Below are 19,454 nucleotides of genomic sequence, written 5' to 3'. Positions count from 1 at the left end.
CACGATGCGTGAGAAAGGCGGAACCGCGGGGGATCCGCCCGAGGGGCTGACTTATGCCGCGGCCGGGGTTGACATCGAAGCGGCCAATCAGGCGGTGGCGTTGCTGCAAAAAATCGTCCGGCGGACCTTTCGCCCGGAGGTGCTGGCGGAGATCGGCGGGTTCGGAGGATTGTGCGCCCTGCCGTCCGGCTATCGGGAACCGGTGCTGGTAGCCGGGACAGACGGGGTGGGGACCAAGCTCCGGGTGGCGTTTATGTGCGACAGGCATGAAACGATAGGCATAGACGCGGTGGCGATGTGTGTTAACGACGTGCTGGTTTGCGGGGCGGAGCCGCTTTTTTTTCTGGACTACCTTGCGGTGGGCAGGCTTGTTCCGGAGCAGGTTGCGGCCGTCGTTTCCGGCGTGGCGCGCGGCTGTGAACAGGCGGGCTGCGCGCTCATCGGCGGTGAGACGGCTGAAATGCCCGGGTTTTACGCGCCGGGGGAATACGATATCGCCGGTTTCGCGGTCGGAGTCGTTGAGCGAAGCCGTATAGTGGATGGAAAACGCATATCACCCGGGGATATTGTTGTCGGACTACCCTCGTCGGGGATTCATTCGAACGGCCTCAGTCTGGCGCGGAAGGTGTTATTTGAGGTTTTGGGATATGGAATCGATACCCGCGATCCTCTCCTGGGCCGGACGGTGGGCGAAGAACTGCTTGAGCCGACTAGGATTTATGTGCGTACGGTCCTTTCTCTCCTAAAGCGTTTTGATATCCGCGGGATGGCCCACATAACGGGCGGCGGGTTGACGGAAAACATCCCCCGGGTGCTGCCGCGGGGTGTCGGGGTGGTGCTCAGGTCCGGATCCTGGCCTGTCCCGCCGGTTTTTCGGCTTATACAGGAACATGGCGGCGTTACGGACGGCGAGATGTTACGGACCTTCAACATGGGGATCGGGTATATCCTGATAGCGCCCGGGGAAGAGGCGCAAGACCTGTTGGAAGCGCTGGCCGCGGACGGCGAGCCGGCTTACATCATCGGGTGGGTCGAAAACGATGCGGAAGGCGTTGTATATAACGATTCCGGAATAAAACGGGAATAAAAAAAACTTTTTAGTTTGAAATTTGAATATTAATCAATTGCTTAGAAACCTGGTGTTCAACCGAGCGTCTAATCTTTGAAGGCTCCCGGATAGACAAAACTTTCAGCGTTTCCTAAACTTCCAGGTATTTCACAAGTTCTTGTCTGGATTTATTTAGAAATTTACTTCCTACTCATCGCTGCTCAAGACCTGCAAACTTCAACTACTTCATTAAACTTAGTTTAGGAGGGTTAATTCAATGAAAAAAAATTGTTGGGAGTACAAAAGGTGCGGAAGGGAACCAGGTGGAGCCAAAACGCAACAACTGGGAGTTTGTCCTGCTGCTACCGAAACTCGGATGGACGGCGTTCACGGGGGCAAGAATGCCGGAAGATCGTGCTGGGTTCTTGCGGGGACTCTATGCGGCGGCGCAGTCCAGGGAACGTTTGCCCAGAAATATGCGAACTGTAAGAATTGCGATTTCTATGAACTTGTGAAAAGCGAAGAGTACCCGCATTTCATTTTGAGTGCGGTTCTGAACGAAAGGTTAAAATGAACAAAGGCGTCCTAAGGGAATATTAAATCGGGAGGCTGAGTCGTTTGGAAAGAAGAGCGCTTATCAGTGTTTCGGACAAAACGGGGGTAGTAGAGTTGGCCCGGGGTCTTTCAGAACTCGGGTGGGAGGTCGTTTCCACCGGCGGCACCTTCAAGACCATCAAAAACGCGGGTGTCGACGCTACTTATGTCTCCGAGGTCACCGGTTTTCCTGAAATCCTGAACGGACGCGTAAAAACGCTGCACCCCAAGGTCCACGGCGGGATCCTTGCGCTCAGGACGGAAGAACACCTGCGCCAGCTCGAGGAGCAAGGTATAACGCCCATCGATCTGGTGGCGGTAAACCTTTACCCCTTCCGCCAGACGGTCAGCAAAGAGGGCGTGACCCTTGAGGATGCGATTGAAAACATCGATATAGGCGGTCCGGCGATGATCCGGGCGGCCGCCAAGAACCACCGGTATGTGCTGGTGATGGTCAACCCGGACCAGTATCAGGCGGTATTAGATGCTCTCCGGGCCGGAGAAGTAAGCGATAAACTGAGGCTGGCGTTGGCCCGGGAAGCGTTTGCGCATACCGCGCATTACGATACGGCAATCGCCGGCTATCTCGGCGGACTTCTGGTTTAGCTTCGAACTGTGAACCGTGAACCGACCTCAAAAGGTCCATCCCTGTAGCTTGCACGTTGAATGTTGAACGATTTCCAAGGAGGCGTAAGCTGTTTTGAAGGTCCTTGTAATCGGCGGCGGGGGGAGGGAGCACGCCCTCGTCTGGAAGATCGCCCAAAACCCGAGCGTGAAAAAGGTATTCTGCGCGCCGGGAAACGCGGGGATCGGACGGCTTGCCGAGTGTGTCCAGATTAAAGCGGAAGACGTAAACGGGCTGCTCGCCTTCGCCCGTGAGGAAGGTATATCGCTCACCGTCGTGGGACCTGAGGCGCCCCTGGCTGCGGGCATCGTCGACGTTTTTGAGACTGCGGGCTTAAAAATATTTGGTCCGCGGCAGAAAGCGGCGCGTTTGGAAGCCAGTAAGGTTTTCGCCAAGGAGGTAATGCTCCGGTGCGGGGTACCGACAGCGAAGGCCGGGGTTTTCGACGCCCCGGAACCCGCAAAGGATTATATCCGTCGGCTTAACGGCCCGTGCGTGGTGAAGGCGGACGGGCTTGCTGCGGGAAAGGGCGTTATCGTGGCGGACGGGCCGGAGGAGGCCGAAGCGGCGGTTGTCAGCGTGATGGAGGAGAAGGCTTTCGGAGCGGCGGGCGGCCGGGTTCTCGTTGAGGAACGGCTTACCGGCGAAGAGGCCAGCGTTATGGCGCTCACGGACGGTGAAACGGTGCTGCCGCTCCTTCCGGCACAGGACCATAAGCCGGTTTTCGACGACGATAAAGGGCCCAACACCGGCGGGATGGGCGCCTATGCGCCTGCGCCGGCGGTGACGCCGAATCTTTTGCGCCGTATCGAGGCCGAGGTGCTGCTGCCTACCATCCGGGGGCTGGCGGCGGAGGGGATAGTGTATAAAGGCGTGCTTTACGCGGGCTTAATGTTGACTGCGGCGGGTCCCAGGGTTTTGGAATTCAACGTGCGGCTGGGGGACCCGGAAGCCCAGCCGATCCTTTCCCTTCTTGAGAGCGACCTGATCGACGTTATGGAAGCGGTGATCGCGGGCAGGCTGCGGCAGGTAAAACTAGCCTGGCGTCCGGGCGCGTCGGTCTGCGTGGTGCTGGCGGCGGCGGGTTATCCCGGAAGCTGCCGCAAAGGGGACGTTATCACCGGGCTGGAGGACATGCCGCCCGATGCGATGGCTTTTCAGGCCGGCACAGGCCTGAAGGACGGACGGCTGGTTACCGCGGGTGGAAGGGTTCTCGGGGTCACCGCGCGCGGCGCCGATGTGCGCGAGGCGATCGACCGCGCTTACAAAGCCGTCGAAGGGATTAAATTCGAAGGAATGCACTTCCGGCGGGATATCGGGCGGAAGGCGTTGAAAAACCAGTAGGTAGTAGGTAGTAGGCAGTAGATAGTAGGTATGTAGTAGTCTGTGTCTCTCCGTGGTAAAATCAATTGGCCCCGGTTTGTTCGGGTTTTGAATAACTGATGTCTTTACGGAGGAAAATGACTGGTTTGCTGCGGATATTGAATGCCAACGACCCGGAAACCGAGCGGCTCCTTGACCGGGAGTTTTCATTCCCGGAGGATGCGGCTCGGACCGTGGAAAACATTATCGCCAGGGTGCGCGCCGAAGGGGACGCCGCCCTGTGCACCTTAACCGCCGAGTATGACAAGGTGGAACTGTCACCCGAGGGATTGGCGGTAAGGGAAGAAGAAATTGAAGCCGCGTACGGGGCGGTCAGCGCGCGATTTGTGGCGGCAATCCGGCTTGCGCGCGACCGCATCAGCGGCTTTCATTCCCGGAAACTTCCCGCGACCTGGATGGATACGGCGCCGGACGGAACCAGGCTGGGTCAGCTGATTCGGCCGTTGGCAAGCGCGGGTGTTTACGTTCCCGGCGGACGGGCGCGCTACCCATCTTCCGTGCTGATGAACGTTGTTCCGGCGCGGGTGGCGGGGGTGCGCCGGGTGGTCATGACCACGCCCCCCGGTCCGCAGGGCGGGATAGACCCGCACGTCCTGGTGGCGGCGCGTGAGGCGGGAGTGGACGAGGTTTACCGGATCGGCGGCGCACAGGCGGTGGCCGCTCTGGCTTACGGCACGAAAGCGGTTCCGCGGGTGGACAAAATCGTGGGACCCGGTAATGTATACGTTACACTCGCAAAACGGGCGGTTTTCGGGCTGGTCGGCATAGACAGCCTGGCGGGGCCGAGCGAGGTGCTGGTGATTGCGGACGACACCGCCGACCCCCGGCATGTGGCGGCGGACCTTCTCGCCCAGGCGGAACACGACCCGCTTGCCCGGGCGTTTTTAATAACCACAAACCGGGCGCTTGCGTTCCGGGTGAACGAGGTCCTGGAAGAGGAACTTACGGCTCTCGGCAGGCCGGAAACCGTCAGAAGGGCGCTTGGGTCGAGTGCCGCGGTGATCGTACCGGATGTCGCCGCTGCGGTTGACTACGCCAACCGCTTCGCGCCTGAACACCTGGAACTGATGGTCGCCGAGCCGATGTCCGCGCTTGAAAAGGTGGAAAACGCGGGCGGGGTGTTCCTCGGACGCTTTTCCCCGGTGCCCATGGGCGATTATATAGCCGGGCCGAACCATGTTCTGCCTACCGGTGGAACGGCGCGGTTCTTCTCGCCGCTCGGGGTGGAGGACTTCTTAAAACGAATCAACGTTGTCGGCCTTTCACCGGAGGCGTTTAAAGAGCTGGCTGGGCCGGCTTTTCTGCTGGCTTCCGTTGAGGGGCTGCCGGCTCACGGGAGGGCTATCAAAATCCGGGAGAAGTAACCCATGCGGGCCTTCCGACCGCACCAAGGGTACAGCTCACGTAGCGTAATACACCTTATTACCGCGCCTTACGAAAGAACACTTATTTTCGGGGAGTTACCCCCTGGGTATAGCGAACCGTGATAAATGAAAATAAGGACCCCTAAGCTGACTACTTAGCAGCAGAAGAGTAACATAAACGGAACGCGACGAGGAGCGAGCGGTACAAGGAAGGCGCAGCCGGACGGGCCGGAGCGTATATGGAAATACGTGACGACCCGGCCGACAAGCCTGACGCAGTAATGCGAAGCTCACCGTCGCGCCCAAAGAGAGAAGTACTATTCTCAAAGGAGACGGAATGTGACTGACGAGGTACTGAAACTTACACGGCCGGACCTGCGCGATCTGATTCCTTATGCGGTGCCGGACTATCCCGGGTTTATCAAACTCGATGCCAACGAAAACCCTTACGATTTCGCGCCGGAAGTAATGTCCGAGATCTTCAGGCAGGTTTCCGGGCAGACCTTTGTCCGTTACCCGGACCCTCTGGCAGCAGGGTTAAGGGAAGCGTTGGCGGGTTACACCGGCCTTGACCCGGAGAACGTCCTTGCGGGCAACGGCTCGGACGAGCTGATCCTTACGCTGCTGCTGACCTTCGGCAGCGGCGGGCGGGTGATAATCACCCCCCCTACCTTTTCAATGTACGGGATTCACGCGCGTATCGCCGGGGCGGTCCCAATCGATGTGCCGCGGCTGGCGGACTTCACCCTCGACCTGCAGGCGCTGTTGCGGGAAGCGGCGGTTCAGGGAACCAGGATGATGATTATTTGTTCGCCGAACAACCCTACGGGGAACACGGTAGCACGTGCGGCTGTCGAAGAGCTGCTCGAAGGGACGGAAGGTCTGGTTTTGCTGGACGAGGCTTACGTGGAGTTTGCGGGGAAAAGCTGCACGGAGCTTGTGCGGCGCTACCCGCGTCTGGTGGTGCTGAGGACCTTTTCCAAGGCCTTCGGGCTGGCCGGGTTGCGGGTCGGTTACCTGGCGGCGGGCTCAGAGGTGATAAGCGCGCTATTAAAAGTAAAACAGCCTTTTAACCTTAACGCCTTCTCCCAACTGGCCGCCCGAACCGTATTGGAATACCTGCCGGTCTTCCGGGAGCGCATAGACGCGATTGTTGCCGGCCGGGAAGAACTGCTGCGGAAGATGAGCGATATTCCCGGCGTTGAGACCTTTCCCTCCCGCGCAAACTTTATTCTTTTCAGAACAGGTTTACCTGCGGCGGCGGTTTACGAGGGGCTGTTGGAAAGAGAAATCCTTATCCGGAATGTGGAAAGTCCGGGACTGGACCGGTGTTTGCGCGTAAACGTCGGCACACCGGCGGAGAACCGGGCGTTTATTGATGCTTTGCGCGCTGTTTTAGGAGTCAATGATGACGATTAATCGTCTATCGTGGAGTGAAAATATAGACCCGTAAGCGTGTTGCTTAGCCGCAGAAGAGTAACATAAACGGAACGCGGCGAGAAGTGGTGCAGTGCAAGGAAGAACGACGGAGCCGAACCGGAGTGTACTGGGACGTACATGAGGATTCGGTTTCGTCGGACTGACGCAGCGATGCTTTACTTATCGTCGCGCCCTGCGGGGAAACTGAATAGTTGCATACGAACGGGAGGTGGCCGAATGTCTGATATGCGAAAAGCGAGTTTTACCCGTCAAACGTCGGAAACGGCGGTCAAGGTTACGCTTAACATCGACGGGGAGGGCCGGAGCACCGTGAAAACCGGCGTGGGTTTTTTCGAGCACATGCTGCACCTCTTTTCCCGGTTCAGTCTCTGGGACCTTGATGTCGCGGCCGAAGGCGACCTGAAGGTTGACGCGCACCACACGGTTGAAGACGTGGGTATCGCCCTGGGTCAGGCTTTTAGCAAGGCCATCGGGACCAAACAGGGGATTCGCCGGTTCGGATACGCCGTGGTGCCGATGGATGAAGCGCTGGCCCTGGTGGCGGTGGATATTAGCGGCAGGGCTCACGTCGCTTTAAGCGCCGACTTTCCCGCCACCCGGGTGGGCGACTTCGACACCGAACTGGTATTGGAGTTTTTCCGTGCTTTTGCGTACAACGCCGGCGTTACGATGCACCTGAATGTCCTCTCCGGAAGGAATACGCACCACATCATCGAGGCGCTTTTCAAGGCTTCCGGGCGGGCGATGGGCGATGCGGCCTCTTTCGACCCGCGTGCCAAGGGAGTTCCGTCGACCAAGGGGACGCTGTAACAGTTCAAGGTTCAAAGTTCAACGTTCTTCTGAATTCTGACCCTGAATACTTGCGGAGGAGTTAATTGTGATAGCGATTATCGACTACGGGATGGGAAACCTCCGTAGTGTGGAAAAAGGTTTTGAGAAAGCGGGATTCAAGGCGGAAGTGGTACGGGAAGCCGAAGCGGTTGTCGCCGCACCGGGGGTTGTCTTACCCGGTGTAGGTGCATTTGCCGATGCCATGGCCAATTTGAATTCGCGCGGCCTGCTTGGCGCTGTGGAGCGGGCGCTTAACTCCGGGAAGCCCTTTCTGGGCATCTGCCTCGGTCTGCAGCTGCTTTTCGATGTGAGCGAGGAGTGGGGGGAGACGAAAGGCCTCGGATACTTCCGGGGACGTGTGAAACGTCTGCCGGAAGGGGTTAAGGTACCGCATATGGGATGGAACGAGGCGGAATTCGCCCGGCCGACGCCGCTGTTTACCGGCATCCCGGACCGGACCCGCTTCTACTTCGTTCATTCCTATTATGTTGATCCGGAAGAACGGGATATAGTGATTGCGGAGACGGAGTACGGCAAGCGTTTTACTTCGGCGGCGGGGAGAGGGAATGTTTACGGAATCCAGTTCCACCCCGAGAAGTCGAGTACCTGGGGATTGAAAATCCTTATGAATTTCGGAAAGCTGGTGACAGGGTGCTTGTGATTCCTGCGATCGACCTCCGGGGCGGGAAATGTGTCCGCTTGGTGGAAGGTAGAAAAGATAAAGAGACGGTTTACTCCGGCGATCCGGTGTCGGTGGCGCAGAAGTGGCAGGCGGCGGGGGCGCGGTGGCTCCACGTGGTGGACCTCGACGGCGCTTTTGCCGGACGCCCGGCGCACCTGTCCGTGATCCGGGATATCGCCGGGGCTGTTACGATGCCGGTGCAGGTGGGCGGCGGCATCAGGGAACGGGGGGCGGTGGAAGAGATTCTCGGTTGCGGCGCCGTCAGGGTCATACTAGGAACAGCGGCGGTTTACAACCACGAGCTTATGCTTGAGCTTATAAGGGATTTTGGTTCCCGCATCGTGGTCAGCGTGGATTGCCGGGACGGCGTAGTGGCGGTTGCGGGCTGGGAGAGCCTGGCCGGGGTGAACGCGGTCGCTTTCGGTAAGCAGCTTAAGAAAATGGGCGTGGAACGGGCGGTCTTTACCGACATTGCACGCGACGGCAAGCTTGAAGGTCCCAACATACCGGCGGTTGCCAACTTCGCCCGCGAGACGGGTTTGAAGGTGATAGCTTCCGGCGGGGTATCCCGGGCCGAGGACGTGAAAAATCTGCGGGAGACGGAAGAACTCGGGGTTGACTCGGTAATCATCGGGAAAGCGCTCTATGACGGGCGCCTCAGCCTCGCAGACGCAATAGCCGCGGCGGAGGGGAAGACGCTTGTTAGCTAAGAGGATTATCCCCTGTCTCGATGTCGACAGGGGGCGTGTGGTAAAAGGAGTCAACTTTATAAATCTTCGCGACGCCGGGGACCCCGTGGAACTTGCGGCCTTTTACGACCGTGAGGGCGCGGATGAGCTGGTTTTCCTCGATATCACGGCTTCGGCCGAAAAACGCGACATCATGCTCGATGTCGCGCGCCGGACCGCTGAAGAGGTTTTCATACCGTTTACGGTGGGCGGGGGGCTCCGGAACCTCGATGATATACGGCAGATGCTGGCGGCGGGGGCGGATAAGATTTCGCTCAACACCGCCGCGGTGAAAAACCCCGGACTCGTGAAGGAGGCTGCTTCCCGTTTCGGTAGCCAGTGTGTCGTGGTGGCGATCGACGCCCGCCGGATCGGGGAAGGACGCTGGGAGGTCTACATCCACGGCGGGCGGACGCCTACCGGGGTTGACGCGCTGTCCTGGGCGCGTGAGGTCGAATCCCTCGGCGCCGGAGAAATTCTTCTTACAAGCATGGACCGGGACGGCACGAAGGACGGCTACGATATACCGCTGACCAGCACGTTTACGGGCTCGCTCCGAATCCCGGTGATAGCCTCGGGTGGCGTCGGGACGCTCGAGCATGTCGCCGAGGGGCTGGTTGACGGCGGGGCGGATGCCGCTCTGGCCGCATCGATTTTTCATTTCGGGGAGTATTCCATCCGGGAGACCAAAGAATATCTTGTAGCGTGCGGGATTCCCGTCCGGCTTTAAAGAGTAACTCCTTCGGTCTTTTCAAGTTGATTGAGTGCCGGGTCCCTTGCGCTGCCCAAACGATCGCCGCGTTCCACCGTTGCAGGATGAACGGCTACTTTAAAGAAAGGCGCGGGTAAAGCCGAGATACGGGAAAATAGGCTTTTTTACTATGCCAAGGAGGGAAGATTTTGCGTTTTAATCTGGACCGTTTCAAATACAACAGCGATGATTTAATTCCGGTGATAGTGCAGGATATCAGAACCAGCGAGGTCCTCATGCTCGCCTATATGAACCGGGAGGCGATCACCAAGACCTTCAGCAGCGGGCAGACGTGGTTTTTCAGCCGCAGCCGGGATACACTCTGGCATAAGGGTGAGACCTCCGGAAATGTCCAGTACGTTGATGAAGTCTATTTCGACTGTGACGCCGACACCTTGTTGGTTAAGGTGCGGCAGGAGGGCGCGGCCTGTCACGAAGGGTACAAGAGTTGTTTCCACTACCGCATTGAGCCGGAGGGACAGGTGGCGCTGGTCGGGGAACTGGTCTTCAACCCGGCGGAGGTGTACGACGATAATGCGACGCCGGGCAGATCGCGGCCGCAAACCAAGGAAACCACCCGCCCGGTGTGTGTCTGCGGCAGTAACATTCTAGAAGAGGTTTACGATGTGATCCTCGATCGAAAGCATAACCGTATTCAAGGCGCGTACACCAGTTATTTATTTGACAAAGGAATAGACTCGATCTTAAAGAAGATAGGCGAGGAGGCGACGGAGGTCATCGTAGCCGCGAAAAACAATAAGAGGGACGAGTTAATCGCGGAAGCCGCCGATGTGATATACCACCTAATGGTGCTTTTGGCTGCTGAAGGGGTGGATGTACGCGAGGTGTTCGGGGAACTGTCCAGCAGAAAAAAATAAGCTCCGGGTGCCTATAACCAGGTCATGTAAAAGGCGGCAACGCCTTTTTAATTTTATCGCTGCGCAATCTAACCACCCGCTGCGTAGCGGGAACCTTCCGGTAATTTTTTATCGCCGATTCATCCCCTGGGGTTATTGACATATGCCCATTATAAACATATACTAATACTAAAAATATCCCTCCTGACGATTGGGGGTGAGGGATTGAAGATCGCGGTTTCAACATCCGGATACACCCTGGAAACGGCGATGGTTTCCTGCTTCGGCCGCTGCAATTACTTTACGGTTTACGATATGGATAACGGTGTATACTCGAACGTATTAATCGCGAAAAAACGCCGGGTGGGCGCAGGGATCCGCGCCGCCCAGACGATTCTCGAAAATGATATAGGGGTTGTCATTGCCGAGAACATCGGGCCTAACGCTCATGAAGCCTTAAAGACTGCTGGAATTCCCTGCTACACCGCGGTAAGCGGCACCGTCAAGGACTGCATCGCCGCTTATGTAAAAGGGTATCTGCCGGCCGCTAGGACGGCCACAGCGCCGCAGTACGCCGGTGTGGCGAAATCGGGGAGGAAACTGGCGGGGTTTTAGAAACGATTACATACAATTTTAATAGCGGTTTCATTAATCACAGGGAGGTCAAAATCGTGAAAATTGCTGTGTCAACCGACGGCGGTAATGTGGCGGCCCATTTCGGACACTGCCCGGTGTTTACCATTGTCGAAGTGGAAGAAGGGCGGATTAAAGATCAAGCGGAGGTCCAGAACTCCGGGCACCAATCGTGTTCACTCCCCAATTATTTCGGGGAGATGGGGGTGACTCACGTCCTGACGGGAGGAATGGGTGAAAAGGCGAAAGAGGTTTTTGGGAGAAGGCGTATTACCGTCATAACCGGCGTAAAGGGTTCTGTGGCGGACGCCGTTACCGATTTCATTGCCGGAAAACTGGCCGACGGTCCTTCACTCTGCAATCACGGAACGGGCGGCCACGCACACCGGCATCGCTGCGGGGGCGGCGGCTGCGGCGGGCATTAGAGCGTTAATCGGCCTTTTCCTTTAGGATAAAAAATTGCAGGTTGCGATAGCGGGCTGGAGAAAGGAGTGTCTTGACACTCCTTTCTCTTATTATCCAATGCATGGTATCATAAGAGGAGCCTTCCCGGAGGCATACGGCAACGCCGTGCAACTATTCAGTGTCCCGGTCGTCGGGCCGCGACTTGAGAGGTGCGATGTGGAACAACAAGCATCTGAGTGGTTGCAGCGGCAGGGAGACCGCTTATAAATTAGCCCTGTGGCGGAGGACAAAGGCCGTAACCGGCGAATTTATACACCGGGAATGTTCCTTATGCCTTAATTGGTAAGAGAAGTGTTCCCATTTTAAACATTTTTTACGAAAGAATAATATTAGTTTTAATTAATTACTACACCGGTTCCAGCGCTTTTTTGCGGAAAGGATGCCCAGAGAGAGTTGACGGATTTCCTCCGAGAACTAAACCCGGGTCAGAGGGAGGCGGTGGAGCACACCACGGGGCCGCTTCTGGTTTTGGCCGGAGCCGGCAGCGGCAAGACGCGGGTGTTGACCTACCGGATAGCCTACCTTATCCGCCAGGCCGGCGTACGGCCGGAGAACATCCTGGCCATTACCTTCACCAACAAGGCCGCAAAAGAGATGCGTGCCCGGATCGAGGCGGTCCTGCCCGACGAAGCGCGGGACCTCTGGGTGATGACCTTTCATTCGGCGTGCCTGAGGATCCTGAGGCGCGAGATACACCACCTCGGAAGGGACAGCGGGTTTGTGGTCTACGACGAAGACGACAGGCGGGCGCTGGTAAGACAGTGCCTGAAAGAGATAGATCTTGACGAAAAGCGGTACCCTCCCGGCGGCATCATCGCCGCCATATCCCGGGCAAAGAACTGGCTTAAGGGACCGGAGGAATACGCGCGGCATGCTGATAACCGTTACGAGGAACTGGTGGCGAAGGTTTATACTCTTTATCAGGAAAAGCTTCAGCATTATAACGCCCTTGATTTCGACGACCTTCTGGGGGAAGCGGTACGGCTTTGCACGCAGTGTCCTTCGGTCCTGGAACGCTACCGGCGGCGCTTCCGTTTCATCCTGGTGGACGAGTACCAGGATACCAACCACGTGCAGTACGTCTGGGTGAACCAGTTGGCGTCCGAGCACCGCAACCTGATGGTGGTGGGCGACCCTGATCAAAGCATCTTCGGCTGGCGCGGGGCGGATATCAGCAATATCCTCAATTTCGAGCGGGATTATCCGGAAGCGCGGGTGGTCAAGCTGGAACAGAATTACCGTTCCACGGCAAGTATCCTGTCCGTTGCCGACGGGGTGATAAGTCATAACAACCTGCGCAAGGAGAAGACCCTCCTTGCGGTCAAGGACCCGGGAGCGCCGGCAATGCTCTGCGTCGCGCCGGACGAGGTGACGGAGGCAAATATGATCGCGGAAAACGTCGCCGCCCTCCGCCGCGACGAAGGTCTATCCTACGGGGATTGCGCGGTGCTGTACCGCACCCACGCCCAGTCCCGGGTTATAGAAGAAGTTTTTCTGCTCTCGGGTATCCCCTATGTGATATTCGGGGGCCTGCGCTTTTACGAGCGCAAGGAGATTAAGGATATCCTGGCCTATCTCAGGTTGATCGTCAACCCGGCGGATGCCGTAAGCCTGAGGCGGGTCATCAACGTTCCCCCGCGCGGGATCGGTGACGCCTATTTAGGGCGGCTGCTGCAGCATGCCGCCGCGAACCGCCTGTCTCCGGCACTCGCGCTTCTTGAGGCCGAAGCGGTTCAGGGGTTGTCTAAAAAGGTCCGGGAAGAGATGCGCCGGTTGGGCGAGCTATTCGTCCGGCTGCGGGGAGAGGATGCCTGGGCGGTGACGAGAATCCTGGAAACCGTGCTTGCGGAAACGGGTTACGAGCGCCACCTTTTCGCCGAAAAAACACCTGAAGCGCAGGCGCGGGTGGAGAACATCAGGGAGTTTCTTACGGTAACCCGTGAATTCGACATAGAAGAGCGCGGCGGTCTTACAGACTTTTTGGCCGAGGTCGCGCTTTTTACGGATGTGGACAGGTTCGAACCGGGAACGGACGCCGTGGCGCTTATGACCCTTCACACCGCTAAGGGCCTGGAGTTTCCGGTGGTTTTTATAACCGGGCTGGAGGAGGGCCTTTTCCCGCATGCCAGGAGCATCGGGGATACGGCGGCGATGGAGGAGGAAAGACGGCTCTGCTACGTGGGCATAACCCGCGCCAAGGAACGGCTTTTCCTGACGCGATGCACGACCCGGCACCTTTACGGGAATACATCCTGGAACCCGCCTTCGCGCTTCTTGGGCGAGATGCCCGAGGGATTGCTGGAGGAGATGAGGGCGGGGGACGTTGCTCCGGCCGACGGCGAAGGGCTGGATGCCTTTGAGCTGGAGCCCGGCGACCGGGTGGCCCATAAGAAATGGGGTCCGGGCACGGTGATGGCGGTCGAAGGCAGAGGGGAGGACGCGCGGGTGACGGTTATGTTTCCCGGCGCCGGGATAAAAACCCTGATTTTGAGTTACGCTCCTTTAGAAAGGCTGGCCATAGAGTGACGACGCATCTCATCGCGGTTATGGCTCTTACGGTGCTCGTTCACCTGATTAACACCCTGATTTACAGCGTGCGTCTCTCCGGGGTGCGAACCGGGCGATTGGCGACCGCATATTCGCTTTTTAATATCATTTTCCTGATCGCCAGTTCGGCCAATATGATTCAGGCGCCGCTCCTGTCCTCTCTCGTGGAGAGGGCGATAAACCGCGGTATCGCGGCGCTGCCGTCCCGGGCTTCGTTGGATGTTTTGCTCGCGTCACCGGTATACCAGCAGGAGCTTCTTTCTTTGGACCACAGCATAAGGCTCGTTATAATAGCGGCGACCGTCGGGACGATCCTCGGAGGGCTTCTGATCCCGGCTTTTGTACAGGTGTTTTCCAGGGCGATCCTGCTTTTTGAAGAAATAGGGTCGGTTCCGCGGCTGATTATTTTTTCCCTTTCGCCGCGGCGGTTTTACAAGGCTTTGAAGACCATGAGGCCGGCCGCGCCCCAAACGCTGCGGAAGGTGATCCGGGAGCGCTCAGGCATACCCAAGGGGTTCCTGGTCCTTAATATTGTGGTGACGGGTGTCTACACCACGGGGGTGCTTTCCGCCCTTTACGCCGGCGCCCTTTTCCCCCACTACCGGGCGACCGCGACGCTCCTTTCCGGAATCGTCAACGGCGTGGCGGCTGTTCTCCTTGCTACGGCGGTGGACCCGACGGTCGCGATGATTACCGACCAGGCCCTCAGGGGTAAGCGGGAGGAAAAGGATGTGCGGCAGATGGCGACTTATCTGGCCGTGACCCGTTTTCTCGGGACCCTGCTGGCGCAGGTGATTTTTGTGCCCGGGGCGATACTTATAAAGTTTGTGGCTGAATTGATAGTGTAAGATATGGGGATGAACCGCCAAGGCGCCAAGGAGGCCATGAAGTACGGTATTATTTTAAAGGATACCGAAAGGCAATATTAAGTACTAAAGGCTACACCTTAAATTAAACGATAAGATAGCAACGTGGAATATTATCATAAAAATTTAGGATACAAGGGCAACTTTTTACTAATGAAGAAAGCGAGGCTTTAACAGACTTGTTGACTTAACGTTTTTAGAATCTTGGCGTCATGGCGGTTATATCACCTTCAGGGAGGAAAAATGTCCGGGAAAGAAGAGGCGGAGCGCCGGATCGAAGAACTCCGCCGGGAGATAGAACATCATAACCACCGGTACTACGTTCTTGACGACCCGGTGATTTCCGACGCCGAGTTTGACCGTCTGCTCGGCGAACTGACGGCTTTGGAAAAGGCCCATCCGGAATTGATAACCCCTAACTCGCCGACGCAGCGGGTCGGCGGCGCGCCGCGGGAGGGCTTTGCCGCCGTGCGGCACATCGCGCCGATGCTCAGTCTGGCCAACGCCTTCGGGGCGGAGGAACTCCGGGATTTCGACCGGCGCGTCCGCAGCGCTCTGCCCGGCGAGAGAACGGCCTACGTGGTGGAGCCGAAGATCGACGGACTGGCGGTGTCGCTTACCTATCGTCTCGGCGAGTACGCCCGTGGAGCCACCCGCGGGGACGGGGAAACGGGTGAGGACATCACCCCCGGCTTGCGCACCATCCGGGCGCTGCCGCTCCGCCTGATGAAGGATGCCTCCCCGGTTATCGAGGTGCGCGGCGAGGCGTACATGCCCAAGGAGGCCTTCGTGCGCTTGAATGAGCTGCGGGAGGAAGCCGGCGAAACGCTTTTCGCCAACCCGAGGAACGCCGCGGCCGGAAGCCTGCGGCAGCTGGACCCCGGCGTTACCGCCCACCGCAAGCTCGACCTGTTCGTGTACGGTATCGGGCACGCCGAAGGGCTGGAGCTCAAGACCCATCACGAAGTGCTTGAATGGCTGGCGGCGCAGGGTTTCAGGGTCAATACGAATTACCGCCTTTTTTCCGGGATTGAGGAAGCGGTTGAGTATTGTCTCTCCTGGCACGAAAAGCGTTTTGACCTGCCGTACGCGATCGACGGTATGGTGGTAAAGCTGGATTCGTACGAGCAGCAGGCGCGGCTGGGGGCGACCATGAAAAGCCCGCGCTGGGCGGTGGCCTATAAATTCCCGCCCGAGGAGGCGGTCACGAAGATTAAAAAGATCATCGTCAGCGTCGGGCGGACGGGGGTTTTAACCCCTACGGCCGTGTTTGACCCGGTGCGTCTCGCCGGGACCACCGTTGTTCGCGCGACGCTTCATAACGAGGATCTGATCCGGGAAAAGGACATCAGGATGGGCGACAGTATCGTGGTGCACAAGGCCGGCGACGTCATCCCCGAGGTCGTGCGCTCCCTTCCGGAAAGGCGCGCGGGCGGGGAAGAGGTGTTTACGATGCCGCACCGCTGTCCCGTATGCGGTGCCGGAACCGTAAAAGAAGAAAAGGAAGTGGCCGTCCGGTGTCCGAACATCTCCTGTCCGGCGCGTCTGAAAGAGAGCGTGTTGCACTTTGCCTCCCGGAATGCGATGGATATCCGGGGGCTTGGCCGGGCGCTGGTGGAGCAGTTGGTAGAAAAGGGCCTGGTGAGAAGCATAAGCGATATTTATGCCATAGAGCCCGGGGTTATGGCGGGTCTGGAGAGAATGGGGAAAAAATCGGCCGCCAACCTTTTTGGCGAGATCGAGGCAAGCAAAAAGAAGGATTTCGGCCGGCTGATTTTCGCGCTCGGCATACGGCACGTTGGGGAACGAGCGGGGAAGCTGCTGGCGGGTCATTTCGGCGACCTGGAGCGGTTGATGGCGGCTACCGGGGAAGAACTGACGACCATTCATGAGATAGGACCCAAAATGGCGGCCAGCATCAGGGCTTTTCTCGCGGAGCGGCAGAACCTGGAGGTAATAGAGCGGCTTGCCGCGGCGGGGGTCAACACCCGGAGCCTCGAAGACCGCGCGGCGTTCAGGCCGCTGGCGGGCAAGGTCTTCGTCCTGACGGGGACGTTCGAAGGGTTCACCAGGGATGAGGCCACCCGACGGATCGAGTCGTTGGGCGGCAGGGCGGCGTCGAGCGTGAGCCGCCGTACGGATTACGTCGCGGTGGGGAAGAACCCGGGTTCCAAATACGATAAGGCGCGGGAACTCGGCGTCGATATTTTAAACGAAGAAGAGCTGCAACGCCTGCTTTTTCTTGAGGGCTGACGCCGAAAGCAGCCGGAAAAACAGTAACCGACCCTTCCCCGGGCGGTATTGCTGTCTTGAAAGAAGAGCTTGTTATTTAAGGCACAAATTTGATATAATTTGCTTTGGTTTTTCAAGAGTCACCCATGCCGCGTTACGGCAAAACGAAGCATGAAAATCGACGCTGGATATAACGATTTAAGTGTTGTGATATATTTTTTTCTTGATTCATTGCTTTCTTGGCGTCTTGGCGGTTGATTTATTTTTCGAGGGAGGGTGTTGGAGATGATTACTCAAAAAGATGTCGAACATGTCGCCCTTCTGGCACGTTTAGAACTTAACGAGGAAGAAAAACGGGTTTACACAAAGCAGCTCGCAAATATCCTCGAGCACGCCTCCGTTTTAAACGAGCTTGATACGGCTGACGTTCCGCCGCTGGCGCATGTCCTGCCCCTGCAGAACGTTTTTCGTGAGGATAAAGCGGGCGGGCATCTTGAGGCGGAAACGGTCCTGGAGCACGCTCCGTCAAGGGAGGACAGGCACTTCCGCGTGCCGCGGCTGGTGTGACGAACTCAGAAGCCAGAAGCCAGAAGCCAGAACTCAGAAGCCAGAAGCCAGAAGCCAGAAGCCAGAAGCCAGAAGCCAGAAGCCAGAAGCCAGAAGCCAGAAGCCAGAAGCCAGAAGCCCTTCCAGAGCCTTTTGCCCTAACTACTGACTACTGGATTCTGACCCCGAATAGATACGGGAGGAATTGACTTGGCCCTTTTTTACAGGCCGGCGCACGAGTTGGGCCGGCTTTTACGGGAAAGAAAAATATCGGCGGTGGAACTTGCGGAAACCGTTTTTAAACGAATCGACGCGGTCGATGAAAGGGTCAGGGCATACCTTCTCCTGCAAAGGGAAGAAGCATTGTCCAGGGCGCGGGCGGTCGACGGCGCCCTTGCCGCGGGCGAGGTATTGCCGCCGCTGGCGGGTATCCCCGTAGCCCTGAAGGACAACCTGTGTACCCGGGGCGTGGAAACCACCTGCGCCTCCAGGATCCTCAAGGGGTTTGTTCCCCCCTATGACGCGACGGTGGTCGAAAGCCTTGAGAAGCAAGGCGCGGTGTTTACGGGCAAGACCAACATGGACGAGTTCGCGATGGGCTCGTCAACCGAAAATTCGGGCTATTTCCCCACCGCCAACCCCTGGGACCTCGAGCGGGTCCCCGGCGGGTCAAGCGGCGGTTCGGCGGCGGCGGTCGCTGCGGGCGAGGCCGTACTTGCCCTGGGTTCCGACACCGGCGGCTCCATCCGGCAGCCGGCGGCGTTCTGCGGCGTTGTCGGGCTGAAGCCCACCTACGGTCTGGTCTCCCGTTACGGCCTTGTGGCGTTCGCCTCTTCACTCGACCAGATCGGCCCGTTCAGCCGGGACGTCCGCGACTGCGCGCTGCTGCTGAACGCCGTCGCCGGGCACGATCCGAAGGATTCGACCTCGGTTCCCAGAGAAGTGCCGGACTACACGGAATCGCTTGTAACGGATATAAAGGGCTTCAGGGTGGGCGTGCCGCGCGAGTATACCGGAGAAGGCATAGCGCCGGAAGTCCGCGATGTTTTTAACGGGGTGATCGAGGTTTTAACCAGACTCGGCGCGACGGTGGAAGAAACGTCCCTCCCGCATACCAAATACGCCCTGCCTACGTATTACCTTATCGCACCCGCCGAGGCTTCCTCGAACCTGGCGCGTTACGACGGGGTGGAGTACGGCCTCCGCGTACCGGCGGAGGACGTGGTGGCGATGTACAAAAAGACTCGCAGCCAGGGTTTCGGCGCGGAGGTCAAGCGAAGAATAATGCTCGGCACCTACGCCCTTTCCGCGGGTTACTACGACGCTTACTACCTTAAGGCGCTGAAGGTGCGCGCGCTTATCAAACGCGATTTCGACGCCGCTTTTGAGCGGTTTGACGTTTTGCTCTCGCCGACGACGCCGACACCGGCTTTCAAAATAGGCGAGAAGGTCGCCGATCCCCTGTCGATGTACCTCTCGGACATCTGCACCCTTGCCGTGAACCTGGCGGGGTTGCCGGGTCTGTCCATACCCGGCGGGTTTGCCGGAAGCCTTCCGGTAGGCGTCCAGTTGATCGGGCCGCCCTTCGGCGAGGAACGGCTGTTGCGCGCGGCTTACGCCTTTGAGCAGGAAACCGGCTTTACGGCGAAACGGCCCGGTCTTTAGTGGCAAGAAAGCCACCACGGATAAAGACGAATGCGGAATGAGGACCAAGCACCGGAAACAATGGAACGATACGAACCACGGATTAACACTGATTAACACTAATGGGGAATAAGGAAACGAAACTTGTGAGCAAGGACCAATGACTTAGGAATAGACTAAATCCGTATCTATCCGTGTCCATCTGTGGCCCAGCACTC

17 protein-coding genes and 1 pseudogene are annotated in these 19,454 nt (G+C 58.0%); all 18 read left to right on the top strand.

Annotated features, from left to right (window positions below):
- The first annotated feature begins 4 nt into the window (after positions 1-4).
- The 18 genes and pseudogenes from purM (at position 5) to gatA (ending at position 19,257) form a co-directional block, all read left to right on the top strand.
- Positions 5-1,087, top strand: coding sequence for a phosphoribosylformylglycinamidine cyclo-ligase (gene purM, locus AB1500_10125; protein MEW6183513.1), 1,083 nt, complete (start codon positions 5-7; stop codon positions 1,085-1,087).
- Positions 1,088-1,325: 238 nt separating this feature from the next.
- Positions 1,326-1,622: a two-CW domain-containing protein gene (locus tag AB1500_10120; GenBank protein MEW6183512.1), complete on the top strand. Its 297-nt coding sequence runs from the start codon at positions 1,326-1,328 to the stop codon at positions 1,620-1,622.
- A gap of 44 nt (positions 1,623-1,666) precedes the next feature.
- A pseudogene (gene purH / locus AB1500_10115) lies at positions 1,667-2,239 on the top strand (bifunctional phosphoribosylaminoimidazolecarboxamide formyltransferase/IMP cyclohydrolase).
- A gap of 103 nt (positions 2,240-2,342) precedes the next feature.
- Entirely contained in the window at positions 2,343-3,611 is a 1,269-nt protein-coding gene (gene purD, locus AB1500_10110) for a phosphoribosylamine--glycine ligase (GenBank protein ID MEW6183511.1), read from the top strand.
- 116 nt (positions 3,612-3,727) lie between these two features.
- A complete protein-coding gene (gene hisD / locus AB1500_10105; GenBank protein MEW6183510.1) occupies positions 3,728-5,014 on the top strand; it encodes a histidinol dehydrogenase in 1,287 nt (428 codons plus the stop codon).
- Between the two features lie 339 nt (positions 5,015-5,353).
- A complete protein-coding gene (gene hisC / locus AB1500_10100; GenBank protein ID MEW6183509.1) occupies positions 5,354-6,433 on the top strand; it encodes a histidinol-phosphate transaminase in 1,080 nt (359 codons plus the stop codon).
- A 246-nt stretch (positions 6,434-6,679) separates the two neighbouring features.
- A complete protein-coding gene (gene hisB, locus AB1500_10095; protein MEW6183508.1) occupies positions 6,680-7,264 on the top strand; it encodes an imidazoleglycerol-phosphate dehydratase HisB in 585 nt (194 codons plus the stop codon).
- 67 nt (positions 7,265-7,331) lie between these two features.
- Positions 7,332-7,946: an imidazole glycerol phosphate synthase subunit HisH gene (gene hisH, locus AB1500_10090; protein ID MEW6183507.1), complete on the top strand. Its 615-nt coding sequence runs from the start codon at positions 7,332-7,334 to the stop codon at positions 7,944-7,946.
- Positions 7,937-8,677 (top strand): 1-(5-phosphoribosyl)-5-[(5-phosphoribosylamino)methylideneamino]imidazole-4-carboxamide isomerase, encoded by a 741-nt coding sequence (gene hisA / locus AB1500_10085; protein MEW6183506.1) that lies wholly within the window; start codon positions 7,937-7,939, stop codon positions 8,675-8,677. The genes hisH and hisA overlap by 10 nt, the downstream gene beginning before the upstream one ends.
- A complete protein-coding gene (gene hisF, locus AB1500_10080; protein MEW6183505.1) occupies positions 8,667-9,425 on the top strand; it encodes an imidazole glycerol phosphate synthase subunit HisF in 759 nt (252 codons plus the stop codon). The genes hisA and hisF overlap by 11 nt, the downstream gene beginning before the upstream one ends.
- A 170-nt stretch (positions 9,426-9,595) precedes the next feature.
- Positions 9,596-10,324: a bifunctional phosphoribosyl-AMP cyclohydrolase/phosphoribosyl-ATP diphosphatase HisIE gene (hisIE, locus tag AB1500_10075; GenBank protein ID MEW6183504.1), complete on the top strand. Its 729-nt coding sequence runs from the start codon at positions 9,596-9,598 to the stop codon at positions 10,322-10,324.
- A gap of 204 nt (positions 10,325-10,528) precedes the next feature.
- Complete coding sequence (locus tag AB1500_10070; protein MEW6183503.1) at positions 10,529-10,918, top strand: NifB/NifX family molybdenum-iron cluster-binding protein; 390 nt, start codon at positions 10,529-10,531, stop codon at positions 10,916-10,918.
- A 56-nt stretch (positions 10,919-10,974) separates the two neighbouring features.
- On the top strand, positions 10,975-11,361 hold the full coding sequence (locus AB1500_10065) for a NifB/NifX family molybdenum-iron cluster-binding protein (protein ID MEW6183502.1): 387 nt from the start codon (positions 10,975-10,977) through the stop codon (positions 11,359-11,361).
- A 433-nt stretch (positions 11,362-11,794) separates the two neighbouring features.
- Positions 11,795-13,927, top strand: a complete 2,133-nt coding sequence (gene pcrA / locus AB1500_10060) for a DNA helicase PcrA (protein ID MEW6183501.1) — start codon at positions 11,795-11,797, stop codon at positions 13,925-13,927.
- Between the two features lie 20 nt (positions 13,928-13,947).
- The gene (locus AB1500_10055; GenBank protein MEW6183500.1) at positions 13,948-14,796 is read left to right on the top strand and encodes a lipid II flippase Amj family protein; all 849 of its coding nucleotides are present in this window, start codon (positions 13,948-13,950) and stop codon (positions 14,794-14,796) included.
- A 261-nt stretch (positions 14,797-15,057) separates the two neighbouring features.
- Positions 15,058-17,067, top strand: a complete 2,010-nt coding sequence (gene ligA / locus AB1500_10050) for an NAD-dependent DNA ligase LigA (GenBank protein MEW6183499.1) — start codon at positions 15,058-15,060, stop codon at positions 17,065-17,067.
- Between the two features lie 264 nt (positions 17,068-17,331).
- On the top strand, positions 17,332-17,613 hold the full coding sequence (gene gatC, locus AB1500_10045) for an Asp-tRNA(Asn)/Glu-tRNA(Gln) amidotransferase subunit GatC (GenBank protein ID MEW6183498.1): 282 nt from the start codon (positions 17,332-17,334) through the stop codon (positions 17,611-17,613).
- Positions 17,614-17,802: 189 nt separating this feature from the next.
- Positions 17,803-19,257 (top strand): Asp-tRNA(Asn)/Glu-tRNA(Gln) amidotransferase subunit GatA, encoded by a 1,455-nt coding sequence (gene gatA, locus AB1500_10040; GenBank protein ID MEW6183497.1) that lies wholly within the window; start codon positions 17,803-17,805, stop codon positions 19,255-19,257.
- Positions 19,258-19,454 lie beyond the last annotated feature (197 nt).

It is taken from the genome of Bacillota bacterium, from assembly GCA_040755295.1.
GTDB lineage: Bacteria > Bacillota > Desulfotomaculia > Desulfotomaculales > Ammonificaceae > SURF-55.
Note: the sequence above shows the minus strand (reverse complement) of the source record. Positions and strands in the feature narration are given on the sequence as shown.

Coding starts and splice junctions, on each gene's coding strand:
- purM (MEW6183513.1), top strand. CDS start 5: ATGCGTGAGAAAGGCGGAACCGCGGGGGATCCGCCCGAGGGGCTGACT.
- AB1500_10120 (MEW6183512.1), top strand. CDS start 1,326: ATGAAAAAAAATTGTTGGGAGTACAAAAGGTGCGGAAGGGAACCAGGT.
- hisD (MEW6183510.1), top strand. CDS start 3,728: ATGACTGGTTTGCTGCGGATATTGAATGCCAACGACCCGGAAACCGAG.
- hisB (MEW6183508.1), top strand. CDS start 6,680: ATGCGAAAAGCGAGTTTTACCCGTCAAACGTCGGAAACGGCGGTCAAG.
- AB1500_10055 (MEW6183500.1), top strand. CDS start 13,948: ATGGCTCTTACGGTGCTCGTTCACCTGATTAACACCCTGATTTACAGC.
- ligA (MEW6183499.1), top strand. CDS start 15,058: ATGTCCGGGAAAGAAGAGGCGGAGCGCCGGATCGAAGAACTCCGCCGG.
- gatC (MEW6183498.1), top strand. CDS start 17,332: ATGATTACTCAAAAAGATGTCGAACATGTCGCCCTTCTGGCACGTTTA.